Source organism: Rubrilithobacter danxiaensis (assembly GCF_047272945.1).
Classification (GTDB): Bacteria; Bacteroidota; Bacteroidia; order Sphingobacteriales; family Sphingobacteriaceae; genus Rubrolithibacter; species Rubrolithibacter danxiaensis.
Window position 1 is genome coordinate 398,170 of the sequence record NZ_JBKOPS010000003.1, and the last position, 18,695, is coordinate 416,864.

General features: G+C 38.6%; 17 protein-coding genes. 7 read left to right on the top strand and 10 right to left on the bottom strand.

Annotated features, from left to right (window positions below):
• Positions 1-7 precede the first annotated feature (7 nt).
• From ACLCDL_RS05785 to ACLCDL_RS05830, 10 genes are all read right to left on the bottom strand, one after another.
• Complete coding sequence (locus ACLCDL_RS05785; protein ID WP_423147324.1) at positions 8-1,513, bottom strand: GH3 auxin-responsive promoter family protein; 1,506 nt, start codon at positions 1,511-1,513, stop codon at positions 8-10.
• Between the two features lie 4 nt (positions 1,514-1,517).
• Positions 1,518-2,306, bottom strand: a complete 789-nt coding sequence (locus ACLCDL_RS05790; RefSeq protein WP_423147325.1) for a hypothetical protein — start codon at positions 2,304-2,306, stop codon at positions 1,518-1,520.
• Positions 2,303-3,271, bottom strand: a complete 969-nt coding sequence (locus tag ACLCDL_RS05795; protein WP_423147326.1) for a glycosyltransferase family 2 protein — start codon at positions 3,269-3,271, stop codon at positions 2,303-2,305. Before ACLCDL_RS05795 ends, ACLCDL_RS05790 begins: the two co-directional genes overlap by 4 nt.
• A 99-nt stretch (positions 3,272-3,370) precedes the next feature.
• Complete coding sequence (locus ACLCDL_RS05800) at positions 3,371-4,321, bottom strand: glycosyltransferase family 2 protein (RefSeq protein WP_423147327.1); 951 nt, start codon at positions 4,319-4,321, stop codon at positions 3,371-3,373.
• Between the two features lie 227 nt (positions 4,322-4,548).
• Positions 4,549-5,121 carry a DUF4199 domain-containing protein gene (locus ACLCDL_RS05805; RefSeq protein WP_423147328.1) on the bottom strand — a complete coding sequence of 191 codons (573 nt, stop codon included), beginning with the start codon at positions 5,119-5,121 and terminating at the stop codon, positions 4,549-4,551.
• Between the two features lie 12 nt (positions 5,122-5,133).
• Positions 5,134-5,805 (bottom strand): hypothetical protein, encoded by a 672-nt coding sequence (locus tag ACLCDL_RS05810; RefSeq protein WP_423147329.1) that lies wholly within the window; start codon positions 5,803-5,805, stop codon positions 5,134-5,136.
• A 5-nt stretch (positions 5,806-5,810) separates the two neighbouring features.
• The gene (locus ACLCDL_RS05815) at positions 5,811-7,070 is read right to left on the bottom strand and encodes a dihydroorotase (protein WP_423147330.1); all 1,260 of its coding nucleotides are present in this window, start codon (positions 7,068-7,070) and stop codon (positions 5,811-5,813) included.
• On the bottom strand, positions 7,051-9,111 hold the full coding sequence (locus tag ACLCDL_RS05820) for a BatA domain-containing protein (protein ID WP_423147331.1): 2,061 nt from the start codon (positions 9,109-9,111) through the stop codon (positions 7,051-7,053). The genes ACLCDL_RS05815 and ACLCDL_RS05820 overlap by 20 nt, the downstream gene beginning before the upstream one ends.
• Positions 9,112-9,298: 187 nt before the next feature.
• Positions 9,299-9,694 carry a DUF2147 domain-containing protein gene (locus ACLCDL_RS05825; RefSeq protein WP_423147332.1) on the bottom strand — a complete coding sequence of 132 codons (396 nt, stop codon included), beginning with the start codon at positions 9,692-9,694 and terminating at the stop codon, positions 9,299-9,301.
• 17 nt (positions 9,695-9,711) lie between these two features.
• Positions 9,712-12,111 carry a hybrid sensor histidine kinase/response regulator gene (locus ACLCDL_RS05830; protein ID WP_423147333.1) on the bottom strand — a complete coding sequence of 800 codons (2,400 nt, stop codon included), beginning with the start codon at positions 12,109-12,111 and terminating at the stop codon, positions 9,712-9,714.
• A gap of 391 nt (positions 12,112-12,502) precedes the next feature.
• Between ACLCDL_RS05830 and ACLCDL_RS05835 the strand changes: the two genes are divergently transcribed.
• The 7 genes from ACLCDL_RS05835 to ACLCDL_RS05865 all read left to right on the top strand — a co-directional run bounded on the left by ACLCDL_RS05835 (position 12,503) and on the right by ACLCDL_RS05865 (position 18,478).
• Positions 12,503-14,095, top strand: a complete 1,593-nt coding sequence (locus tag ACLCDL_RS05835; RefSeq protein ID WP_423147334.1) for a tyrosine-type recombinase/integrase — start codon at positions 12,503-12,505, stop codon at positions 14,093-14,095.
• Between the two features lie 131 nt (positions 14,096-14,226).
• Positions 14,227-14,697, top strand: coding sequence for an STAS/SEC14 domain-containing protein (locus tag ACLCDL_RS05840; protein WP_423147335.1), 471 nt, complete (start codon positions 14,227-14,229; stop codon positions 14,695-14,697).
• 498 nt (positions 14,698-15,195) lie between these two features.
• Positions 15,196-15,828 carry a hypothetical protein gene (locus ACLCDL_RS05845; RefSeq protein WP_423147336.1) on the top strand — a complete coding sequence of 211 codons (633 nt, stop codon included), beginning with the start codon at positions 15,196-15,198 and terminating at the stop codon, positions 15,826-15,828.
• A 253-nt stretch (positions 15,829-16,081) separates the two neighbouring features.
• A complete protein-coding gene (locus ACLCDL_RS05850) occupies positions 16,082-16,930 on the top strand; it encodes a helix-turn-helix domain-containing protein (RefSeq protein ID WP_423147337.1) in 849 nt (282 codons plus the stop codon).
• Between the two features lie 99 nt (positions 16,931-17,029).
• Positions 17,030-17,323 carry a putative quinol monooxygenase gene (locus ACLCDL_RS05855; RefSeq protein WP_423147338.1) on the top strand — a complete coding sequence of 98 codons (294 nt, stop codon included), beginning with the start codon at positions 17,030-17,032 and terminating at the stop codon, positions 17,321-17,323.
• Between the two features lie 87 nt (positions 17,324-17,410).
• Positions 17,411-17,641 (top strand): hypothetical protein, encoded by a 231-nt coding sequence (locus ACLCDL_RS05860; protein ID WP_423147339.1) that lies wholly within the window; start codon positions 17,411-17,413, stop codon positions 17,639-17,641.
• A gap of 156 nt (positions 17,642-17,797) precedes the next feature.
• The gene (locus ACLCDL_RS05865) at positions 17,798-18,478 is read left to right on the top strand and encodes a hypothetical protein (protein ID WP_423147340.1); all 681 of its coding nucleotides are present in this window, start codon (positions 17,798-17,800) and stop codon (positions 18,476-18,478) included.
• Positions 18,479-18,695: the final 217 nt, after the last annotated feature.

Sequence of the window (18,695 nt, forward strand, 5' to 3'; positions counted from 1 at the left end):
TTAACAATTAGTGTTCAACTAAAAACTTCTCCAACGCGTCTGCTATTGTACGATCATTTGAAAGCCTGGGCACCTTATTCTGTCCACCTAATTTCCCTTTTTCTTTCATGAAATTGATAAAGGAATCTTTTTTTAGTTTACGGATAATGAGAGGCTGCAAAATGCTTCCCTCTATCAGATCAAAATAGTAAACATTCTTTTTCTGCAATGCTTTGTCGACCTTAAGCCGAAAATTGTCGATATCAGCAGGCTCCTTTTCAAATTCTATAAACCATTCATGAAACGGAAGCTGGCCGGAGGGAGGGTTCACTTGCGGAGCAACTGTAAATTCTGTTATTTCTACTGCCTCTTCTTTAGCTACAGAAAGCAGTGCCTGCTCCACTTCTTCGCCAATTACGTGTTCGCCGAAAGCAGAAATAAAATGTTTAATTCTGCCGGTAACAATAATTCTGTAAGGGTCTTTTGAAACAAATTTTATAGTATCGCCAATACTATAGCCCCACAAACCAGCGGATGTATTCAATATAAGGGCGTAGTTTTTATCCAACTCCACTTCCGCCAGAGAAACACGGGCGGGGTTTTCATTAAAATAGTCATCAGCAGGAATAAACTCGTAAAATATTCCAGCATCGGCAAGCAGTAATAAGCCTTTTTCTTTTTGAGAATCCTGAAAAGCAATAAAGCCTTCTGAAGCAGGATAGGTTTCAATAGCATCCACTTTCCTACCGATACTTTCTTCCAGCCGTGCCCTGTACGGTTCAAAATTTACTCCTCCATAAACAAAAAGGCTGAAATTCGGGAAGACGTCTTTTATTTTCCTTCCATTTTCTTTTTGGGATAAACGGTCAAAATACATTTGAACCCATGGAGGAATTCCTGAAATGAGACGCATGTCCTCGTTAACAGTTTCATCTACAATTTTATCCACCTTTTCTTCCCAATCTTCTATACAATTCGTAGCGTAGGATGGCAGTCGATTGTTTTGCAGATACTCCGGAACATGATGGGCTACAATCCCGGATAAGCGTCCTGTAGCTATCCCGTTTTTTTTATCCAATACAGGGCTACCCTGTAAAAATATCATTTTTCCATCCACAAAATCAGCTTTTCCTGTTTCATGGATATACGAAAGCAATGCATTACGAGCCGCTTTTATATGCTCGGGCATTGATTCTTTTGAAATGGGAATATACTTTACCCCGGAAGTTGTGCCTGAAGTTTTTGCCAGGTACGCAGGTTTTCCGGGCCACAACACATTTTCTTCTCCTTTTACTACCCGCTCAATGTAAGGCTTCAGCTCTTCATAATCTCTTATTGGAACGTTCTTCTTAAATTCCTCGTATGTTTTAATCGAACCGAATTGATGATCTTTGCCAAACGCAGTATCCTTTGCTGCTGTAAGCAATTTCTCCATCCATTTCTGCTGACTTAAAGCCGCTGTTTTCTTCCAGCGCTCCATTTGCCAGCATACAAAAGATGCAAAAGGTTTGCTTAATGCTGCTTTTATTCCCATCGTATTAAATTATATTATGCAATATGTCCGGATCCTGGTCTCCCTGGTATTCGTTCATCATGTTGCGGTACGCAACTGCCAATGCTACACCAGAAAGAGGAACTATAAGAAAATAGTTAACGATGACAGTAATAATACCTAAAATGAGGTAATCTATTTTAATAAAATACAGCGATAGCACCTGGAACAAAGCCAGAAAGCCTAAAAGGATTATAAGACGGGTAAAATTTCCCCGGGTAATTGCCAGGCTAAACTTTATTGCCTGAAATGGCCATGAATCTTTATCAATGATAAAAAACGGGAAAAACGAAATGCGCAACCCGATAATGAAACTTATAATCAGCGTTAGCGAAAGTGCTACCGTTACTACCAGATCGCTTTTAACACCTACAACATCAACAATGTACACCAAGGCGAGTATTATCAGAAAGATAAAGGCAAAACTCAGCAGAAAATAAAAAGTAGCAATAAAAAAATTACCGAGTTGCTTAAGGGTTGGCAATACCCGCTGAATATCAATATTCTCATCAGAAAAATCTACCGCGGTAAGAATATATTTAAACATGGTTAGATATAAACCAAAGTAAAGAACAATGAATAACAGGGCCATTATAAGGCTCAGAACCGGATTTACTCCTGCGAATAAAGAGGCAAGAAAGGCCGAAACTATTGATGTAACAAACATTAAAAAGCACAAGCCGGAAATGGGCAAATACTGTTTTTTTAATATCTGCCATGCAGTTCTTAAAACATCGTTAACGGCAAAGGTGCTTTCTTTTAAAAATTCGATCATTTATTTTTAAGAATAATTCTTTTCCAAAAATCCTGCATAAACCCTAGTCCATAAGCTGTTAATTGTACCAGGGAAGCAATTATGCTCAAAAATGCAACTTTTGCTGATTTGTTAACAATCAGGGAGTGAAAAAATATCAACAATATATAAATTAACAGCAAGGTATTGCATAACAAGGCAAGCGGAATACCTATTACATTGACGAGCAGTGTAAAAACAAGGAACAAGGTAAATAAGGCAGGAAAAAAATGCACCAGTTTTAGCTGTTTGGGAAAATGTTTGTAAATATTTATACGTGCCCGACCAAAAAAATGGAGCTGCTTATAAAATTGTTTGAAATTAGTCCGGCGTTTATGGTAAACAACAGCTCCGGGAATCAAGCCGGTTTTAAAGCCCATAGAATGAATACGGATACTGTATTCAATATCTTCGCCCAAACGGGTTAAAATAAAGCCGCCTGTTTTTTCCCATACCTCGCGTGATAAACCCATATTGAAACTACGGGGATGAAACGGGCCTATATGTTTTTTATTTCCACGAATGCCGCCGGTGGTAAAGGGAGATGTCATGGAGTAGCTGATAGCTTTTTGAACCGGTGTAAAAGATTTATGAGCAGCATCGGGGCCACCATAAGCATCAAGTCGGTGCTCAAAAATATAATTTTTAACTATTTCCAGGTAATGGGATGGAATAAGGCAATCCGAATCGAAAACCACGAAATAATCTCCTCTGGCCCGTGCAAAACCAAAATTGCGTGTAAAACCCTGCCCTTCGTTTTCCTTGAAATAATAGTGAATATCCAGCTTGTTTTTATACCGGTCTACAACATCACGGGCATGCAGTTTAGAACCGTCTTCAATAACCAAAACTTCAAACTGCGTATAGGTCTGCTGAGTAAGTGTATTCAACAGCTCGTCAATTTCCTGGGGGCGATTGTATAAGGGGATGATTATGGAAAAGAACATTTCTATTACAATTATCTATTTGTGAATGAGTTCATGTGCAGATGAGTAAATAAAAAGTGGCCTTTTCCTATTTGCTGATACGCTCATCTATTATCTGCATTATATCACCTTATCCACCTGATAATCGTTCCTTTCGGGGGCGTTTCTGGAAACAAGTTCCGCAACGAAACCGGTAAGAAACAACTGAAAACCCACAATAATAGCTACCAGTGCTATATAAAACAAGGGCTGGTCTGTTACGTTCCGGTATTTAAGATTTTTCGCGATGTGAATTAACTTATCGGCGATAAGCCAGATTGTAATAATAAAGCCTGCCATAAAACTTAAAACTCCCATTGCACCAAAAAAATGCATCGGTCGCTTGCCAAACTTCCCGACAAAAAAGATGGAAAGAAGATCAAGAAAGCCGTTTACGAACCTGCTGAAACCAAATTTTGTTTTACCGTATTTTCGAGGCCGGTGCTCTACAACCTGTTCCCCAATCTTCTTAAATCCGGCCCATTTTGCAATAACGGGAATGTAACGATGCATCTCTCCGTACACTTCAATGCTTTTAACCACATCTTTGCGATAGGCTTTTAAACCACAATTAAAATCATGCAGGTTGTTTATTCCCGACATGCTGCGGGTTACTGAATTAAATAGTTTTGTAGGAATCGTTTTACTTAAAGGATCGTGTCGCTTCTTCTTCCAACCTGAAACAAGATCGTACTTATCCTTCGTGATTTTACGGTATAATTCGGGAATCTCGTCCGGGCTATCCTGTAAATCCGCGTCCATTGTAATAACCACATCTCCCTGCACAGCATCAAAGCCAACATTGAGAGCGGCAGATTTCCCATAATTACGTCTGAATTTTATTCCTTTTATGGAAGCATCTGATTTTTTCAGCTCCTCAATAATTTCCCACGAACCATCGTCGCTGCCATCATCCACTAATATTATTTCGTAAGAAAAATTATGAGCCTGCATTACCTGCCGTATCCAGGAAGTAAGTTCGGGTAAGGATTCAGCTTCGTTATAGAGTGGTACTACTACAGATATATCCATTAAAAAATTATGATTTATCACTTTGTTTGGAGAATATTGATTTCGAACCGGCAACAACTTAAATTATATTCACTATACTAACTTTAATTGTTTCGGCTAAGTCTCCCAACAAAAAAACGTGCAAATTTCATCAAATTAATTGACAAAACCTGCACTTTATTTTTTAGACATAAGGTAACTCTTCTGGCTAAACTCACCCGACTTGGGGAGTGAATAACAAGGAAAGCTTATTCTTCTGTTTCCTGCACAAAAAACGGGCGTTCTTTTTTAAAGATAGCGGCAAAAATAAGTGCGCCCACAAAATAGCCGAGAATGATCATTCCTACACTGGTTAAAATCTGCAGAGGTCCGGGATTAAACTGTTTTTCCATTGCAGTCTCATTTTGAGCAAGCACTTCATCTATTTTATCCTGATCCATCCCCATTTTTTCCATCATTTGCTGCGTGGTGTTTGTTGTGATAGCCTTCATTTTCTCTACATAAGTAGGCTCGATCTTACCGAATAAGATAGTAAAGAAAAAAACAATAAGTGCCTGAACGAGAAACATGATGAAGATATGCGTCAGCGCCTCTTTAAACGACCAGAAACCACCGGCTTTTTTCCTCAGATCCATACAAAAATATACAGCCAGCGCTATTCCCAACAGAATTTGAATAATTCCCCATACGAAAGAACCCATCAGGTCGGCTTTCACATAGTAGACCAGGAGAAAAATAATGATATTAATTACCGCCCAGATAGCACCATTTTTTGCCGCTTCTGCTTTAAGATTTGGCTTAAGTTGTAAAACTGTTTCCATAATTACAGGTTTTTATTGTGATTGGTTATAAGCAACTAATAAAGCATAAACAGGTACTTCAAATTCAGGCTCTGTGCTGTAGCTGATGTATTTTTCCATCAACTGACCAGGATTCTGCTCGTGGAAAAAGCTCATCAGCGGATAAAATAGATCTTTTATTTCTGAACTTTCATCCAGCTGACCGGCTATCCTGCCTATTTCCTCAAACGAACTTTCTACCAGGATCTGGTTAGCTATCACATCTTCATAAATACGGTGTTCGTCCTGAAATTCATCTTCATCCACCAGCAAAAACTCTTTCAGATAATCTTCCAGATCAGGTTCAAGCCCTTCATCTGCACATTCACGTAGATAAAGCAGTACATTCAGAAGTTCGGTTCCGCGGTCAATCGTTTCTTCTTCAATTGCTTCCCATTCTGCAGATTCCAGGTAATCCTCTTCGAGTTTTTTTACATCTTCTGAGAAGAAATTGATCAGCAGGAGATCAAAATAAACTTCGCGTAAAGCTTCAAGTTGCGGGCTTTCGTCGAACAACAAGTCAAGGAGTGAAAGTTTATCAACAAAATCAGCAGAAGAATCAAAAATTCGCAGCACATGCGTTTCAAAATCTACTACCGGAAACTCATTTACCCTGCTGAAGCTTGCGAGAGAAGCCTTAATCGCCTGTTGAACTTTCTGATCCATATAAATTACAAGTTAATAAATTTTTTCCTGTTACAAACAAATACTGCCCCGCCTTTTAATTGCTGGTTTAAAAACGGAGAGTTTGAGGAGCGGGAGCGGTTGGTTTGATTATTAAAAGTCCATTCTTTTTCTGTGTCAAAAAGCACGAGATTGGCAATCTCATTTTCTTTGATCAGCGGAACCGGAATTCCGAGGATTTTCCTCGGATTTACAGCCAGTTTCTCAACGATCAGTTCCGGGCTCAGGCCTGCTTTAAGCAACAGCGGTAAAACTGTTTGCAAAGCGATAATGCCAAAAGAGGCAATTTCAAATTCTACGTTTTTATGTTCTACCTCGTAAGGAGTGTGCTGCGATACTATGGCATCAATTGTTCCGTCCTTTAAGCCTTCTGTTAAGGCAGCTATATCGGTATTTGTTCTGAGCGGCGGCTTCACTTTATAATTACTGTCAAAGCCTTCGAGCAGGTTTTCGGTAAGAACAAGGTGATGCGCAGCCACATCGCAGCTTACTGATAGTCCACGCTTTTTCGCTCCGCGGATCAGTTCGACGCTTCGTGCAGTAGAAATAGTACTGAAATGAACAGGCGACTCATTGTATTCTGCCAGATAGAGATCGCGGGCGATAAACAATTCTTCAGCCAGGGCTGGAATTCCTTTCATACCCAGATAGGTGCTTATTTCACCCTCGTTCATCTTTCCCTTGCCTGCAATAGCTGTATCTTCCGGATAAGAAAATAACAGGGCACCAAACCCTTTTGCATACAACAAAGCCCTGCTCATTAAGCCTGAATCACTTACCGGCCGATTGCCATCAGTAAATGCAATTGCACCGGCTTTTTTCATATCATATAATTCCGCAATGTCTTTACCTTCCCTATTCTGACTGATACATCCCAACGGGAATACTTCAACAAGGTCCTCGCGGGAGTTATTAATAATGTAAGAAACTTCCGCTTTGGAATGAATTGGAGGATTTGTATTTGGCTGCACGGCAACGCCGGTAAACCCTCCGGCAGAAGCAGCCCGGGCACCGCTGTGAAGATCTTCGCGGGTTTCGAAACCAGGTTCTCCAAAATTAGCATTCAGATCAAAAAATCCGGCGGAAAGGTATTTGCCTTCTGCATCAATTACTTCGGCATCCGAAATATCGGTTGCGGTTCCTACCGAAACAATCATCCCATCCTGAATTAATACATCTGCCTTTGTATTATGTATAGCTGAGTGGGGTTGCAGGATTGTTGCTGATTTAAGAAGTACTGGTTTCATTGAATGTAAAATTTTGCGATGTTTTTAAAAATCGTATCAATAATATTTCTGCCGCAATAAAAATCAGCGACAAAATTAGGCAAACTTTCCATAAGGGGATTCCTGAACCAGCAGCTTTTACTGCATTTTGAACAGATTCCGGTCCGGGGCTGATTATCTGAACCTGCTGATCAGACAATGCTTGTTTTAGTTCAGAATCATCTGCATACGTAAGATCAGATTCTGAACTGTTTATATTAAATGCAAACATGCCGATCAGACTATCTCCTTTAAATAATTCGTAATTTCCTTTTTTCCGCACCTGATCTGCTACAAATAACCGTGTCAGGTTCTCCCCCTGTCGTAAGTCGGGTATGGTTTGAAATTTATCCTTACGTAAACTCAGCGTTTGATTGGGAGCGAGGTTTATCCTGTTCAGCTCTAACAGATCATCTTTCCCTACGGTATAAAACAAGCGGTTATCGCGTAAGCTAAGTAAGGCAGTCTGATACATAAGTGGCACAAAAACCGCATGATTTACCAGGTTACTTGCTTCAGGGTCTAAAGGAACAGCAAAAAGATAAACTTTACCCTTTTTTACTTTGTAGGCGGACGCAAAGCTTCGCCGGCCAGGCAAGCTCAGTAAATTTTGTTTGCCGGTGCGGCTCTTTATACTATAACGGATGTATTTTTTTACTGCCGGAAGATCAGGATTAGCTGAGTGATTTTCGAATACATCGTTAAATACAGGATGCCCGAGATTGATTTCGGTAACTTTATTTGCCGCAGTTATTACTTCTTCCGGAACATCCGTTCCAAGCGCCTGCAGAAATCGTCGGTAGGATGAAAGATCGGCTGTTAAGGACGGGAACACAACGAGCGAACCGCCATTCTCAACATATATACGCAGCTGCTGAGCAAGGCCTGTGGAAACTGTATTTAAACCGTTAAGTATAATAAGCGGATAAGTATTTAATTCAGAATATTTAATAGCTCCGGCCTGTAAATTAATTAAATTAAAAAAAGGGTCGGCCTGATAAACTGCCTGCAGGTAAGGGCTGGGCAGCGAATCGTTTATTGCAAGCACCGGAAGGCTCTGTTGCACAAAAAACGTAAAGTAAAAATCGTCATCAAATGTTAACGGATTATCAGTTATGTGAATCTGCCCTTTTTGCCAGCCTCCGCTGAGGCCGCTAAAAGACAAAGTAATCTCAGCTTTTTTACGGCCAGACACATTGATACTGCCAAAAGCCAGCTGCCGGTTGTTTACAGAAAGTTTCACTGGAACGTTTGCCGCCAGCTGGTCTGAATTATTCCTAAGCTGTACAACCAGTTTCTCGGTTTCGCCGGGCCGGTGAATGGGAGAAGCAAACCAAACCGAATCAATTGAAATATTGGCTTGCTTGTTGGCTTTTACCCGGATTAGCCTTACCGGAACTTCCTGATTGGGAAGAGCCGCGGAAACCAGCATATTTTGCTGAAAATCGGAGATTAAGTAAGCGGCTCCCCTATTTACCTGGTCTGGAAACAGGTTTCCCTGGCGGGTAATTACTTCTTTTAAAGTACGGCCTGTGCTGCTTAACTGAACTTCTTCAACTGCATTTAAAAAATCTGTAGCCGACAAAAAGCGCTGATATTTGCCCTCAAAATCGTTTGTAAGCAGCTGAAATTTATCGTTCAACGAATAGGCCGCCACTATTTCTTTAGCACGGCGCTTTGCTTCGTCCAGCAGGGAACCTTCTTTGTTAACGGCTTCCATACTGTACGAATTATCAATATAGACACTTACAAAGTGTGGACCGGAAGCAGTTTCTGAATCAGCCGACGGAATGTAAGGCTGTGCAAAAGCAAGTACCAGGAACAGGATGGCCAACATGCGTGCAGCAAGCACCAGCAGATTTTTAAGCTGCCTTTTCGATGAACTTTTTTGTTCCACTTCCTTCAGGAAGCTGACATTGCTGAAGTAAATCTTTTTGTATTTCCTGAAATTAAAAAGGTGAATAATAACCGGGATTGCAAGTGCAGACAAGGCAAACAGAAATCCGGGAAAGAGGAAATTCATTAAAGTTCAAAATTAACATTTTCTTTAATACAATGCGTATTTTCTTAAAGGCGTTTAAAATCAGTAAAGGAGTCTATGCAACAATTAATAAAAGACATAAGCCCCGTCCGGAATACAGAACCTAAGAAGTTTAAGAAAAAAGAAAGCTAACCTTAAAATTTAAATGATTTAATGATTATGAATTTGTTTATGCTCTTGTCCAGGTTGTTGTTCTGCCAAAAGCAGAAATACCAATATATCCTCTTATTGCCAACTTGCCGTTCTGCAATTTCATTGTACAGCTATAGGTTTTCCCGGTTTCGGGGTCGTAAATTTTACCGCCATTCCATTCATCCTTATCAAAAGTAAAGTCTGAAAGAATAACCAGATTTAAAAGAGTCCGGTTTCTAAGTTTAGGATCAGGATTATTTACATCTTTTTTAGTGGAAGCGTCTTTCCCCCAGACGATTTTTCCGAAGTATTTCCCTCCGGAATTATAAATTTCCACCTTCCCTTTTTTATCTTCAGTAAGCCAGACGCCCGTTATTGCTTCCGCTTTTTGAGCATAAATCCTGGTAAAAGAAATAAATAAAAAAAGAAGCATAATTTTAAATTTCATCACTATTTCGAATCTTGTAGATTATTGATCAAAGCAGCCGTTTTTCTTAAAATGCGTGTCAGCTCCTCTAAATTTATTGGTTTAGAAATATAATCGTTCATTCCCGACTGTAAACACAGCTCTTTGTCTTCGGGCAAGGCATTGGCTGTCATAGCTACAATTTGAGGCTGAGTTGCAGCAGTTTGCCTGATAATCCGTGTAGCTTCCAGTCCGTCCATCTCAGGCATCAGCATATCCATAAGTATTACCTGGTAGCCTTTTTCGTTTTGCATTTCCACTGCCTCTAAACCATTGGCAGCAATTTCTGGCCGATAGCCTAATTTATTGAGCACCCGCGTAGCAAGCTTTTGATTAATAAGATTATCTTCTGCAATTAATATGCTAAGCGGATAAGAATCGGCAAAATCTTCTGAGAGAATTGTTCTTTTCGGTAACTGTTCTTTGAGCTGTTCTGTTTTTATCGTTTCAGTTTCGCGTTTAAGCTCCAATTGTACCAGTTTAAATAATTGCGCCTGTTTTATAGGCTTTGTTAATACCGAGCTGAACAATTGAGGATATTTACTTTTTGTTTCGTTTCCGACAGAGCTTAACAGCATTATCGGAATTTCCGGAAGTTTTGATTTTACAGCTGTAGCCAATTCAACGCCGTCCATTTCGGGCATCTGCATATCCGAAATTATCAGGTCAAAGTTTTTATCGCTTTCAAGTATTTTAAGAGCTTCTTTTCCGGAATCTGCTACAACCGGTACAAGTTTCCACAGCTCTAACTGGGTTTTTATTATACTCAGATTGGTTAAATTATCGTCAACAACCAGGATCTTTTTGCCCTCGTTATCTGAAGTATTCAGATTAACATATTGTTTTTGGGAGCTGGCTGCGATTTTACTCTTAATAATAAACCTAAAAGTAGTACCAACTCCTACTCTGCTGCTTACTTCTACTTCGCCGCCCATTAGTGTTATCAAACGCTGGCTGATAGCCAAACCTAAGCCCGTCCCACCATATTTTCTGGTAGTAGATGAATCTACCTGCGAAAAAGCTTTAAATAACCTGGAAAGCTTATCTTCAGGAATACCAATTCCGCTGTCGCGTATTTCAAAAGCTATATCAAGGTTTTCACCTGCTGATTTCAGCAGCTCAACTTTAACAAATACTTCTCCGCGAGAAGTAAATTTCATTGCATTGCTTACAAAATTGATCAGTACCTGCCTTAGGCGTAAGCTATCTCCAACTATTCTTGCCGGTAACTGATGATCCAGCTGATAAACAAGATCCAGTTGCAGCTGTGCAGCTTTGCCGGCAAAAACGTCCATTACGCTTTCTACTGTTTCTCTTATGTCAAACTCTTGCTGCTCCAGCTCCATGCTTCCTGATTCTATTTTCGAAAAATCAAGAATATCATTAATAATATGAAGAAGCGCATCGCCGCTGGTATTAATAATTTTAACATATTCCTGTTGCTCGGTATTAAGCGGTGTTTCTGTCAGCAGGGATGCCATACCCAACACGCCGTTCATAGGTGTTCTGATTTCATGGCTCATTGTAGCCAGGAAAATGCTCTTTGCCTGATTTGCTTTCTCTGCATCCTTTTTTGCTTCCTCTGCCTGCTGGCGGGCAATTCTTTCCTGCCCTTCTTTTAATATCAGTTGCTCGTTCAATCCTAAAAGATGTTCCGACTGAGATATTAATTCTTCCGACTGTGCCTGAAGTTCTTCAGACTGACTTTGCAGTTCCTCATTTAAATTCTGGAGATGTATGGATTGCTCCTGTAACTCCTCCGACTTTTTTTGCAATTGTGCAGAAACATCACGCCAGTTAACAATAGTGCTTTGAAATGATTTTATAATATGCCATAAAATAAAAACCAGGAAAAGGCAATTGTAAAAGATATGTACAAAAGTTCCTGAATCGTATTGGGTTAAATCATCATTTGGTTTTAAAAGAGCATTGCCTTCTGGCAAAATAACGTTCAGAAAAATAGGGACCAGCGAAAACAGCGAATAAAAAGTTCCCCAACGACTATTCAGGTTAAAAAAACTCAGAATTACAACCTGAATAAAAACCAGTATATCTACAGGGATGGTAACTTTCATTTGGAAGATCAGGAACGTGGCCCATACAGTTGTTGTTAAAAAGATCAGAATAGTGTGTGTAATACCTTGCACCCAATCCTTTTTTACAAGCAGATAAATTAAGATAGTGTGGAGAAGAATAACCCCGCTCAATCCGGCAATCCTCGATGGATCATGGCTTAAAACATCAATTAAAATAAGTGTCAGAAAAGAAATTATATTAAAGATTATTCTCCAAAGCAGTATCCGTTGCCGTGCTTTGTTTATTATTTCAGATTGAGATTCATAATCATTTAAAGAAAGAATTGTAGAAAACTGCGTAAGATTCATCTTAAAAATACCGGCTCGTTCACAAACCTGAATCGCATACGTGCAGACAATTTAAGAGTTACAACAATTAAATTTTACTATTGGTACCGGTTTTTGAAACATATAAGGCAGATCAACAGGCGTACATTGGGCAGGAGGTTCCAATTTCTGAAACCGATGCTTTGGCTTTTTATCAATTAGCCTTTTTTAAAATTCACACTTCCGGGCAAACGATCTAAACAGACCTATTTTCGGGCAAGCTTCCATGTTATTATCCAGATGCAATAAAAAATGAGCGATTTGCTTTAAGAGGTATTTATTAATCGAAAAGAAAATAATTAAATTAGTTGTATGGTTATTATACCGATAAGGATTACACGAACTGCGCAAACCCTTCTTAAACTAGGAATATATGAAGGTTGAACGAATATTTCATAGAAATCAGGAACGTATAAAAATTACGTTTCCATACAACAGGCACATTGCGTTGCTGCTTCGGCAGATTGACGACTGCAAATGGAGCAAAACGCAGCAGGCCTGGCATATTCCCTGTTCTAAAAAGGCCTTTTCGGATCTTAAAACCTTATTTCCTGAAATTGAATTAGAAAATACAATTGTTCGGGATGCAAGAGTGGTACACGTGGAAAAAGAGGAAAAAATTGTTAAAAATACCAGGATTGAGATATATGTATTGGGACGAAAAATTGTGCTAAAACTACCTAAAAACGAGGTCGACACGACGTTTTTATTAAACTTAAGATTTTCCAAATGGGATAAACAAAATTATTGCTGGGTGGTACCAAACTATCCGAACAATCTGCAACGCATCAAAGAGCATTTTAAAGACAGGATTGGTTACATAGAAGAACAGGAGGAGATAGTAACACCTGGTGGATATATCACGGGAAAAAACGAAGTGCTTGTTATAAGGGCGGCAGGAAGACTAAAAGTTATTTTCGGATTTAATAAAAAACTTACAAGCCATATTAAAAAGATACCCTACCACTCATGGGATGCGAAAAATAAATGGTGGACAATTCCGTATGCACAAAAGTTTGTAGATATTTTGAGGGAAACCTGCAAACACGAAGAGCTGGTTTTTGTATATGAAGAGCAAGAAACCAAAAGCAACAAGAAACCGCGGATAACCCCAGGTGATATTCCAAACTACCGGCCCTGCCCTGAAGAATTTATTTTAAAACTAACGGAATTACGATACAGTGAAAACACCATAAAAACGTATGCAAATTCATTGGAAGAATTTATTAATCATTATCATACCTACGATTATAAGCTAATAGATGAAGCGATGATAATAGCTTATCTGCGGCATCTGGTAACCGAACGAAAGGTTTCTGCATCGTATCAAAACCAGGCTATTAACGCAATCAAGTTTTATTATGAACGGGTACTTAGAGGAAACCGGAAATTCTATTTTATAGAACGCCCTTTAAAGGAAAAGACATTGCCGGTAGTTTTAAGCGAGTCGGAAATATCAGAAATAATACGGTGCACTTCCAATATTAAACACAAAGCAATGCTGATGATTGCCTATTCTGCCGGCCTGCGCATCAGCGAACTGCTTAATTTAAGGATAAAGGATATAGATTCAGACAGGATGCAGATCCGGGTAGTGCAATCAAAAGGAAAAAAAGATCGTTACACACTTCTTTCAGAAAAAGCGTTGGAAGTTTTACGGGAATATTTTAAAACATACCGGCCTAAAGAAATGCTTTTTGAGGGATTGGTAAAAGAGGAATACAGTACAAGAGCAATGCAATTAGTTGTGCAAAACGCCGCTAAAAGAGCCGGAATACTAAAAAAAGTAAGTATGCATACACTGCGGCATTCGTTTGCCACGCATTTACTTGAGGCCGGAACCGATTTGCGGTACATTCAAACCCTCCTGGGCCACGAGTCGAGCAAAACCACGGAAGTTTATACTCACATAACAACGAAAGGCTTTGACCAGATCAAAAGCCCTTTAGACCGTTTGGAAATATGAAGTTAATTTCATAATTATGTTGTCAATATGCAGTATTTAGTACAAATTTTCCCGTATCAGTTGAAGAAGAGAAAACACTCCACTATATCGGATATTTGCGCAACTCTGCGTAAAGCCAATCGTTACCAGAAATGGCTGAAGAAAACGATGGCTACAATTCCACGAAGAAAATTTACTGTAATTTTAAAGTAAAAAAAATGGAAGCAGAAGCGAAAGTTTACCAGATATATTACGACAATTTAGTCGATGCTGTGGTTATGGAATGGCGAGGTTATGCAACAAGCGAAGAATTCAAAGCAGGAACAGAACTAATGTTAGAGAATCTGATAAAGAATAAAACTTTCAAAGTCCTTGCAGATATTAAAGATATGACAATCATTGCTAGAGAAGATCAAGAATGGCTGAACACAGAATTCCTTCCGCGAGCGACAGAACTTGGCTTCAAAGTAATTGCGATTGTAAAACCAGACCATTACTTCAACAGGGTCGCAGTCGAAAGTATTTCATATAAAGTGGACAAAAATAAATTAGCGATCAATTTTTTTGAAACTGTTGCTCAAGCACGAACGTGGCTGAGATTAATAGATAAACCAGAGGAATAAATAAGCCACATCTGGTAACAATGTATAGCCACAATGCCTGCATCAGCCCTTGCAGAAACTACTCAGGTAATTGAAATTTTGTCTACATTGTCAGCTCGCTAACTAACATCGTCGGCACTGGTGGCTATACGAAAGCGTTAGTTGAAAGTGAAGGAAAGCACAGATGAAGGGCCTTGAACTTTGATAAGCAATGAAGCATCTTCGAAGATGCTTTTATCCGAATGACAAGAGCGAAAGCAGAAGCCAGCTTCTAAGCTGAAGTGAGTGTCAAACGGACTGTTTTCGACAAACAGCATTGCTTAACAAATTACAAGCGAGAATTGTTTGCTTTCCTAAATATTTTTTACCTAATTGCTTACTGCGCTTATCACACATAAACGCAATAGCAATTTTAACGGACAAAATAATCACCATCAACTAACACGTAGTTTGCGCAATTCTACGGCCCGGAAGGGCCGGAACTGCGCAAACTACCATCGTTAGTGGCAACCCTAGAACATGCGTTACTACATTATTTCAGCTATTATTTTTATTGGTCTTAGTTGTCAACCTAAATCAGAATCAAAACGCTCTATAGGCAAGGGAGTAGAAAAAGTTATCAAACAGTCGAGCAGGAAAATCGAAGCTCATACGAATCCGGTGGGCAGAAAAGCCATCTACCAATTTGTAAATTATATCGTCAAGACTGAGATACAATTTCCAATCGAAGAGGAAATAGTAGATCAAGACATCGAACCTTTTGATTCGTCAATACTCCTATCTAAAACTCTTAAAAAAACAGTACTACCAGAGGATGTTGAGTTTATGAGAGAACAATCTAAATCCATTAAAGACTTTCACTTGTCCAGCAAATATATAGTTGGTGCAAAGGTTATATCAGGCGACACTATTAAAAGTTTTCTAGATACAAAAAAGGGGAATCAAGAGTTTTGGAATAGGTTTGAAAAAAAATATGGAAATAGAACTTTCTACTCGATTTCAATGCCACTATTCTCAAAAGATAAGTCTGTAGCAATAGCAAGACTTGGATATCACTGCAATGGAACCTGTGGAAGTGGAGGCCTCTATATTTACAAAAAAGTAAGGAAAAGGTGGCTAAAAATCGAAACTTTGGAAACGTGGATAAATTAGGGCAGCCACTAACAAAAGCTTCACGCAATAGCGGGGGAAGGGGTATTTGAAAGATTAGTACTTTCTAATTAAATTTACTTGGGACGACAAGACAGTGCAAGTAAACCGCTACTGCGCAAAGCCAAACCGTTGTGTGCAAGGCTACCCGACATCATACCATAGCTCAACTTGAAACAGATAGAATAAAAATACTTCAATTGATTTAGAAAGGATTTTTGAAATTTGCAGAATATTTTACTTAAGACAGAACATTATGGATATTATCAATCTTCCCGAAAATTTATTTGAGGGCAACCACAATTCGTCAGAATTGCAAATTGCTAATTACGAAGTGTATAAAAATGCTTCCAAAAACAAAATTAACCTAAACAAAAATGTCATTAGTTTTTTGTTAGACGGACAAAAGGATATTCACTTTTCTAACGACATCGTTTCTATAAATGACACACAATCTCTGCTTATTTCATCAGGTAATTTTTTATTGACAGAGCTTGTTGGGACAAGCAGTTATCGTTGCTTGCTTTTTTTCTTTTCTCAAAAAAACATCAGCGATTTTTTATTGAAACACTCGCCTCAATTCAATCAAAATAAACCAACAATAACTGCTCCTTATTTCCTTATAGAAAAAGACAATTTCATTGTTCACTACATCAATTCTCTCAAACATAGCTTTGGTTTACACGAAACAATTTCACAAAAAATACTGGAACTAAAGTTTGAAGAAATTATGCTTTACTTAGCTAATAAATATGGACAACCTTTTTTTGCTTATCTAAATTCTTTATTAAGCAGCGAACGAGAATTATCGTTTAAAAAAGTCATTGAAAAAAACCTGTACGCTAATTTAAACATTGAAGAAGTAGCGTTTCTATGCAATATGAGTGCATCTACCTTTAAAAGGAAATTCATCTCCATTTATCAAGAATCTCCGGGTAAATGGTTTCAACAAACACGATTGAACAAAGCAAGAGAATTGCTGCTTAACAACAAAGCAACTCCTTCCGAAATTTATATGGAGTTTGGCTACGATAGCCTATCAAATTTTAGTACTGCCTTTAAAAATGAATTCGGATACAGCCCAAAACAGACTAACACAGTTTGACCTTTTTTCATAAGTTTTTGAACAGAATAAAAAAGCCTCACAAGCTTAGATGAGCTAAATTTGTTAAAACAAAATTGGTTTAATTAAAAATAAAAAGACATGAAAAAATTAGGATTATTAGTTCGACTAGAAGCAAAAGCAGGAAAAGAAAAAAGTGTTGAAGAGTTTATTACAAGTGCATTGCCACTTGCTAATGAAGAAGCGGGTACTATTACGTGGTATGCGTTCCGTATTGACGCTTCTACATTTGGCATTTTTGACACTTTTTCAGATGAAGAAGGTAGAGAAGCGCATCTTGGTGGTAAGATTGCAAAGGCGTTAATGGAAAATGCTCCCGAGTTACTTGCTGCAGCACCCAAAATTGAGCCAATAGATATTTTGGCAGCGAAATAAGGGGTTATTAAACGTTTAATGTTAGGCTGGCTACCATAAAATCGTCTTGCGAATTTACGGCAGCCAGTTCTTTTTAAAACCTCCACAATGATTTTTTCAAAATTCAAAACATCGGTACCTAAACAAGACGAAGCAAAAGCCATAATTCAAATACTTCAACCATTTTACACAGACTGCAAATTTTCTTTTTACTTAAATCACCCTGACAAAATTTTAATAGTTGAACACTTAGAAGATGACAATCACCCTGAAATGGTAACAGACATTTTGAAAATGGCAGGCTTTATCTGTATTGACATTGCTGAAACTTTGGGCTGACAAAAGCCCAGCACACAACACGGGTTTTGCGTCAGGCGGGCTGACGTGCAAACATGAAGCTCTGTGCTTATAATGAACTTTAGTAATAAATTGAAACTTTGCGCTCCGAAACCCGCCCGAACGCAAAGCCCTCAACCGTTGTGTGCAAGTGTAAAAATGACAACCATCGATGCTATATTACCAGACTGGATTAGACGTCAAGCTTCACTTGGACCGAATGTAGAAATTGCAGGCGACCCGCAAGAAAACGATGCTTTTTGGTATCTTTTGACGATGTGCTGTCCTTTGATGTTCCAGAGCTATGCTATAATTCTTCACCCTTTTTGGATTAAATCAAATGAAAGTAGCGAGTTCAAACCTGTCTCTTGGCCTGAATTTTTTAAATTAAATAACAAACAGTTCACATTAGAGACGGCTAACCAAGTTCAAGAAGAAATACGAAAGGAAATTTTGAAGGAAGGTTGGCCTTCGGATATTCGTTATCCTGCTGAAGGGGACTGCGAGAATAGTCAGTTAATTTTCGTAAGAGATACAATCATACAGAATTTAGGTGACCAAGTAGTTAACTACTATTATTGCATTTTGAAAACTCAGACATGGGAGCACGAAGTGTTTTACAAAGGTCAATTGTCGGAGTTAGAAAGGTTATGGGATAAAAGTGAGGTGAGAGACAATCCTACTGCTATTTACCCCTACACCCAAGAATGGTGTTTAATTACCGATTATGATTTATCTTTTACCTATGTAGGTGGCCCAAAGCATCTTATAGGCTCTTTAACAAATAATGTGGGTTTAGATATTTATGAGTTAATTCCGAAATTTATGGAGAGTGCATAAAAAACACCAGCACACAACAACAGCTTATTGCAATTGCGGCTGACGTGGTATACGTTATTTCACTGCTTTCTATTACATTAGTACTGGATTGAAGTGACGTGCAATTAATGCCGCAACTGCCTTTAGATTTACAATAACAAAATATCACAGAATATTGACTACCGTTATTGTTGTTAGAAATTTTCTTTTTGCTTCTTTTTCTTTTGTTAATATCTGA

Excerpts from the sequence above, each read along its gene's own strand:
- ACLCDL_RS05845 (WP_423147336.1), top strand. The coding sequence starts at position 15,196 with ATGCGTTACTACATTATTTCAGCTATTATTTTTATTGGTCTTAGTTGT.
- ACLCDL_RS05800 (WP_423147327.1), bottom strand. The coding sequence starts at position 4,321 with ATGGATATATCTGTAGTAGTACCACTCTATAACGAAGCTGAATCCTTA.
- ACLCDL_RS05840 (WP_423147335.1), top strand. The coding sequence starts at position 14,227 with ATGGCTGAAGAAAACGATGGCTACAATTCCACGAAGAAAATTTACTGT.
- ACLCDL_RS05810 (WP_423147329.1), bottom strand. The coding sequence starts at position 5,805 with ATGGATCAGAAAGTTCAACAGGCGATTAAGGCTTCTCTCGCAAGCTTC.
- ACLCDL_RS05850 (WP_423147337.1), top strand. The coding sequence starts at position 16,082 with ATGGATATTATCAATCTTCCCGAAAATTTATTTGAGGGCAACCACAAT.
- ACLCDL_RS05815 (WP_423147330.1), bottom strand. The coding sequence starts at position 7,070 with ATGAAACCAGTACTTCTTAAATCAGCAACAATCCTGCAACCCCACTCA.
- ACLCDL_RS05860 (WP_423147339.1), top strand. The coding sequence starts at position 17,411 with ATGATTTTTTCAAAATTCAAAACATCGGTACCTAAACAAGACGAAGCA.
- ACLCDL_RS05805 (WP_423147328.1), bottom strand. The coding sequence starts at position 5,121 with ATGGAAACAGTTTTACAACTTAAGCCAAATCTTAAAGCAGAAGCGGCA.
- ACLCDL_RS05825 (WP_423147332.1), bottom strand. The coding sequence starts at position 9,694 with ATGCTTCTTTTTTTATTTATTTCTTTTACCAGGATTTATGCTCAAAAA.
- ACLCDL_RS05820 (WP_423147331.1), bottom strand. The coding sequence starts at position 9,111 with ATGAATTTCCTCTTTCCCGGATTTCTGTTTGCCTTGTCTGCACTTGCA.
- ACLCDL_RS05795 (WP_423147326.1), bottom strand. The coding sequence starts at position 3,271 with ATGTTCTTTTCCATAATCATCCCCTTATACAATCGCCCCCAGGAAATT.
- ACLCDL_RS05855 (WP_423147338.1), top strand. The coding sequence starts at position 17,030 with ATGAAAAAATTAGGATTATTAGTTCGACTAGAAGCAAAAGCAGGAAAA.
- ACLCDL_RS05830 (WP_423147333.1), bottom strand. The coding sequence starts at position 12,111 with ATGAATCTTACGCAGTTTTCTACAATTCTTTCTTTAAATGATTATGAA.
- ACLCDL_RS05785 (WP_423147324.1), bottom strand. The coding sequence starts at position 1,513 with ATGGGAATAAAAGCAGCATTAAGCAAACCTTTTGCATCTTTTGTATGC.
- ACLCDL_RS05835 (WP_423147334.1), top strand. The coding sequence starts at position 12,503 with ATGAAGGTTGAACGAATATTTCATAGAAATCAGGAACGTATAAAAATT.
- ACLCDL_RS05865 (WP_423147340.1), top strand. The coding sequence starts at position 17,798 with ATGACAACCATCGATGCTATATTACCAGACTGGATTAGACGTCAAGCT.
- ACLCDL_RS05790 (WP_423147325.1), bottom strand. The coding sequence starts at position 2,306 with ATGATCGAATTTTTAAAAGAAAGCACCTTTGCCGTTAACGATGTTTTA.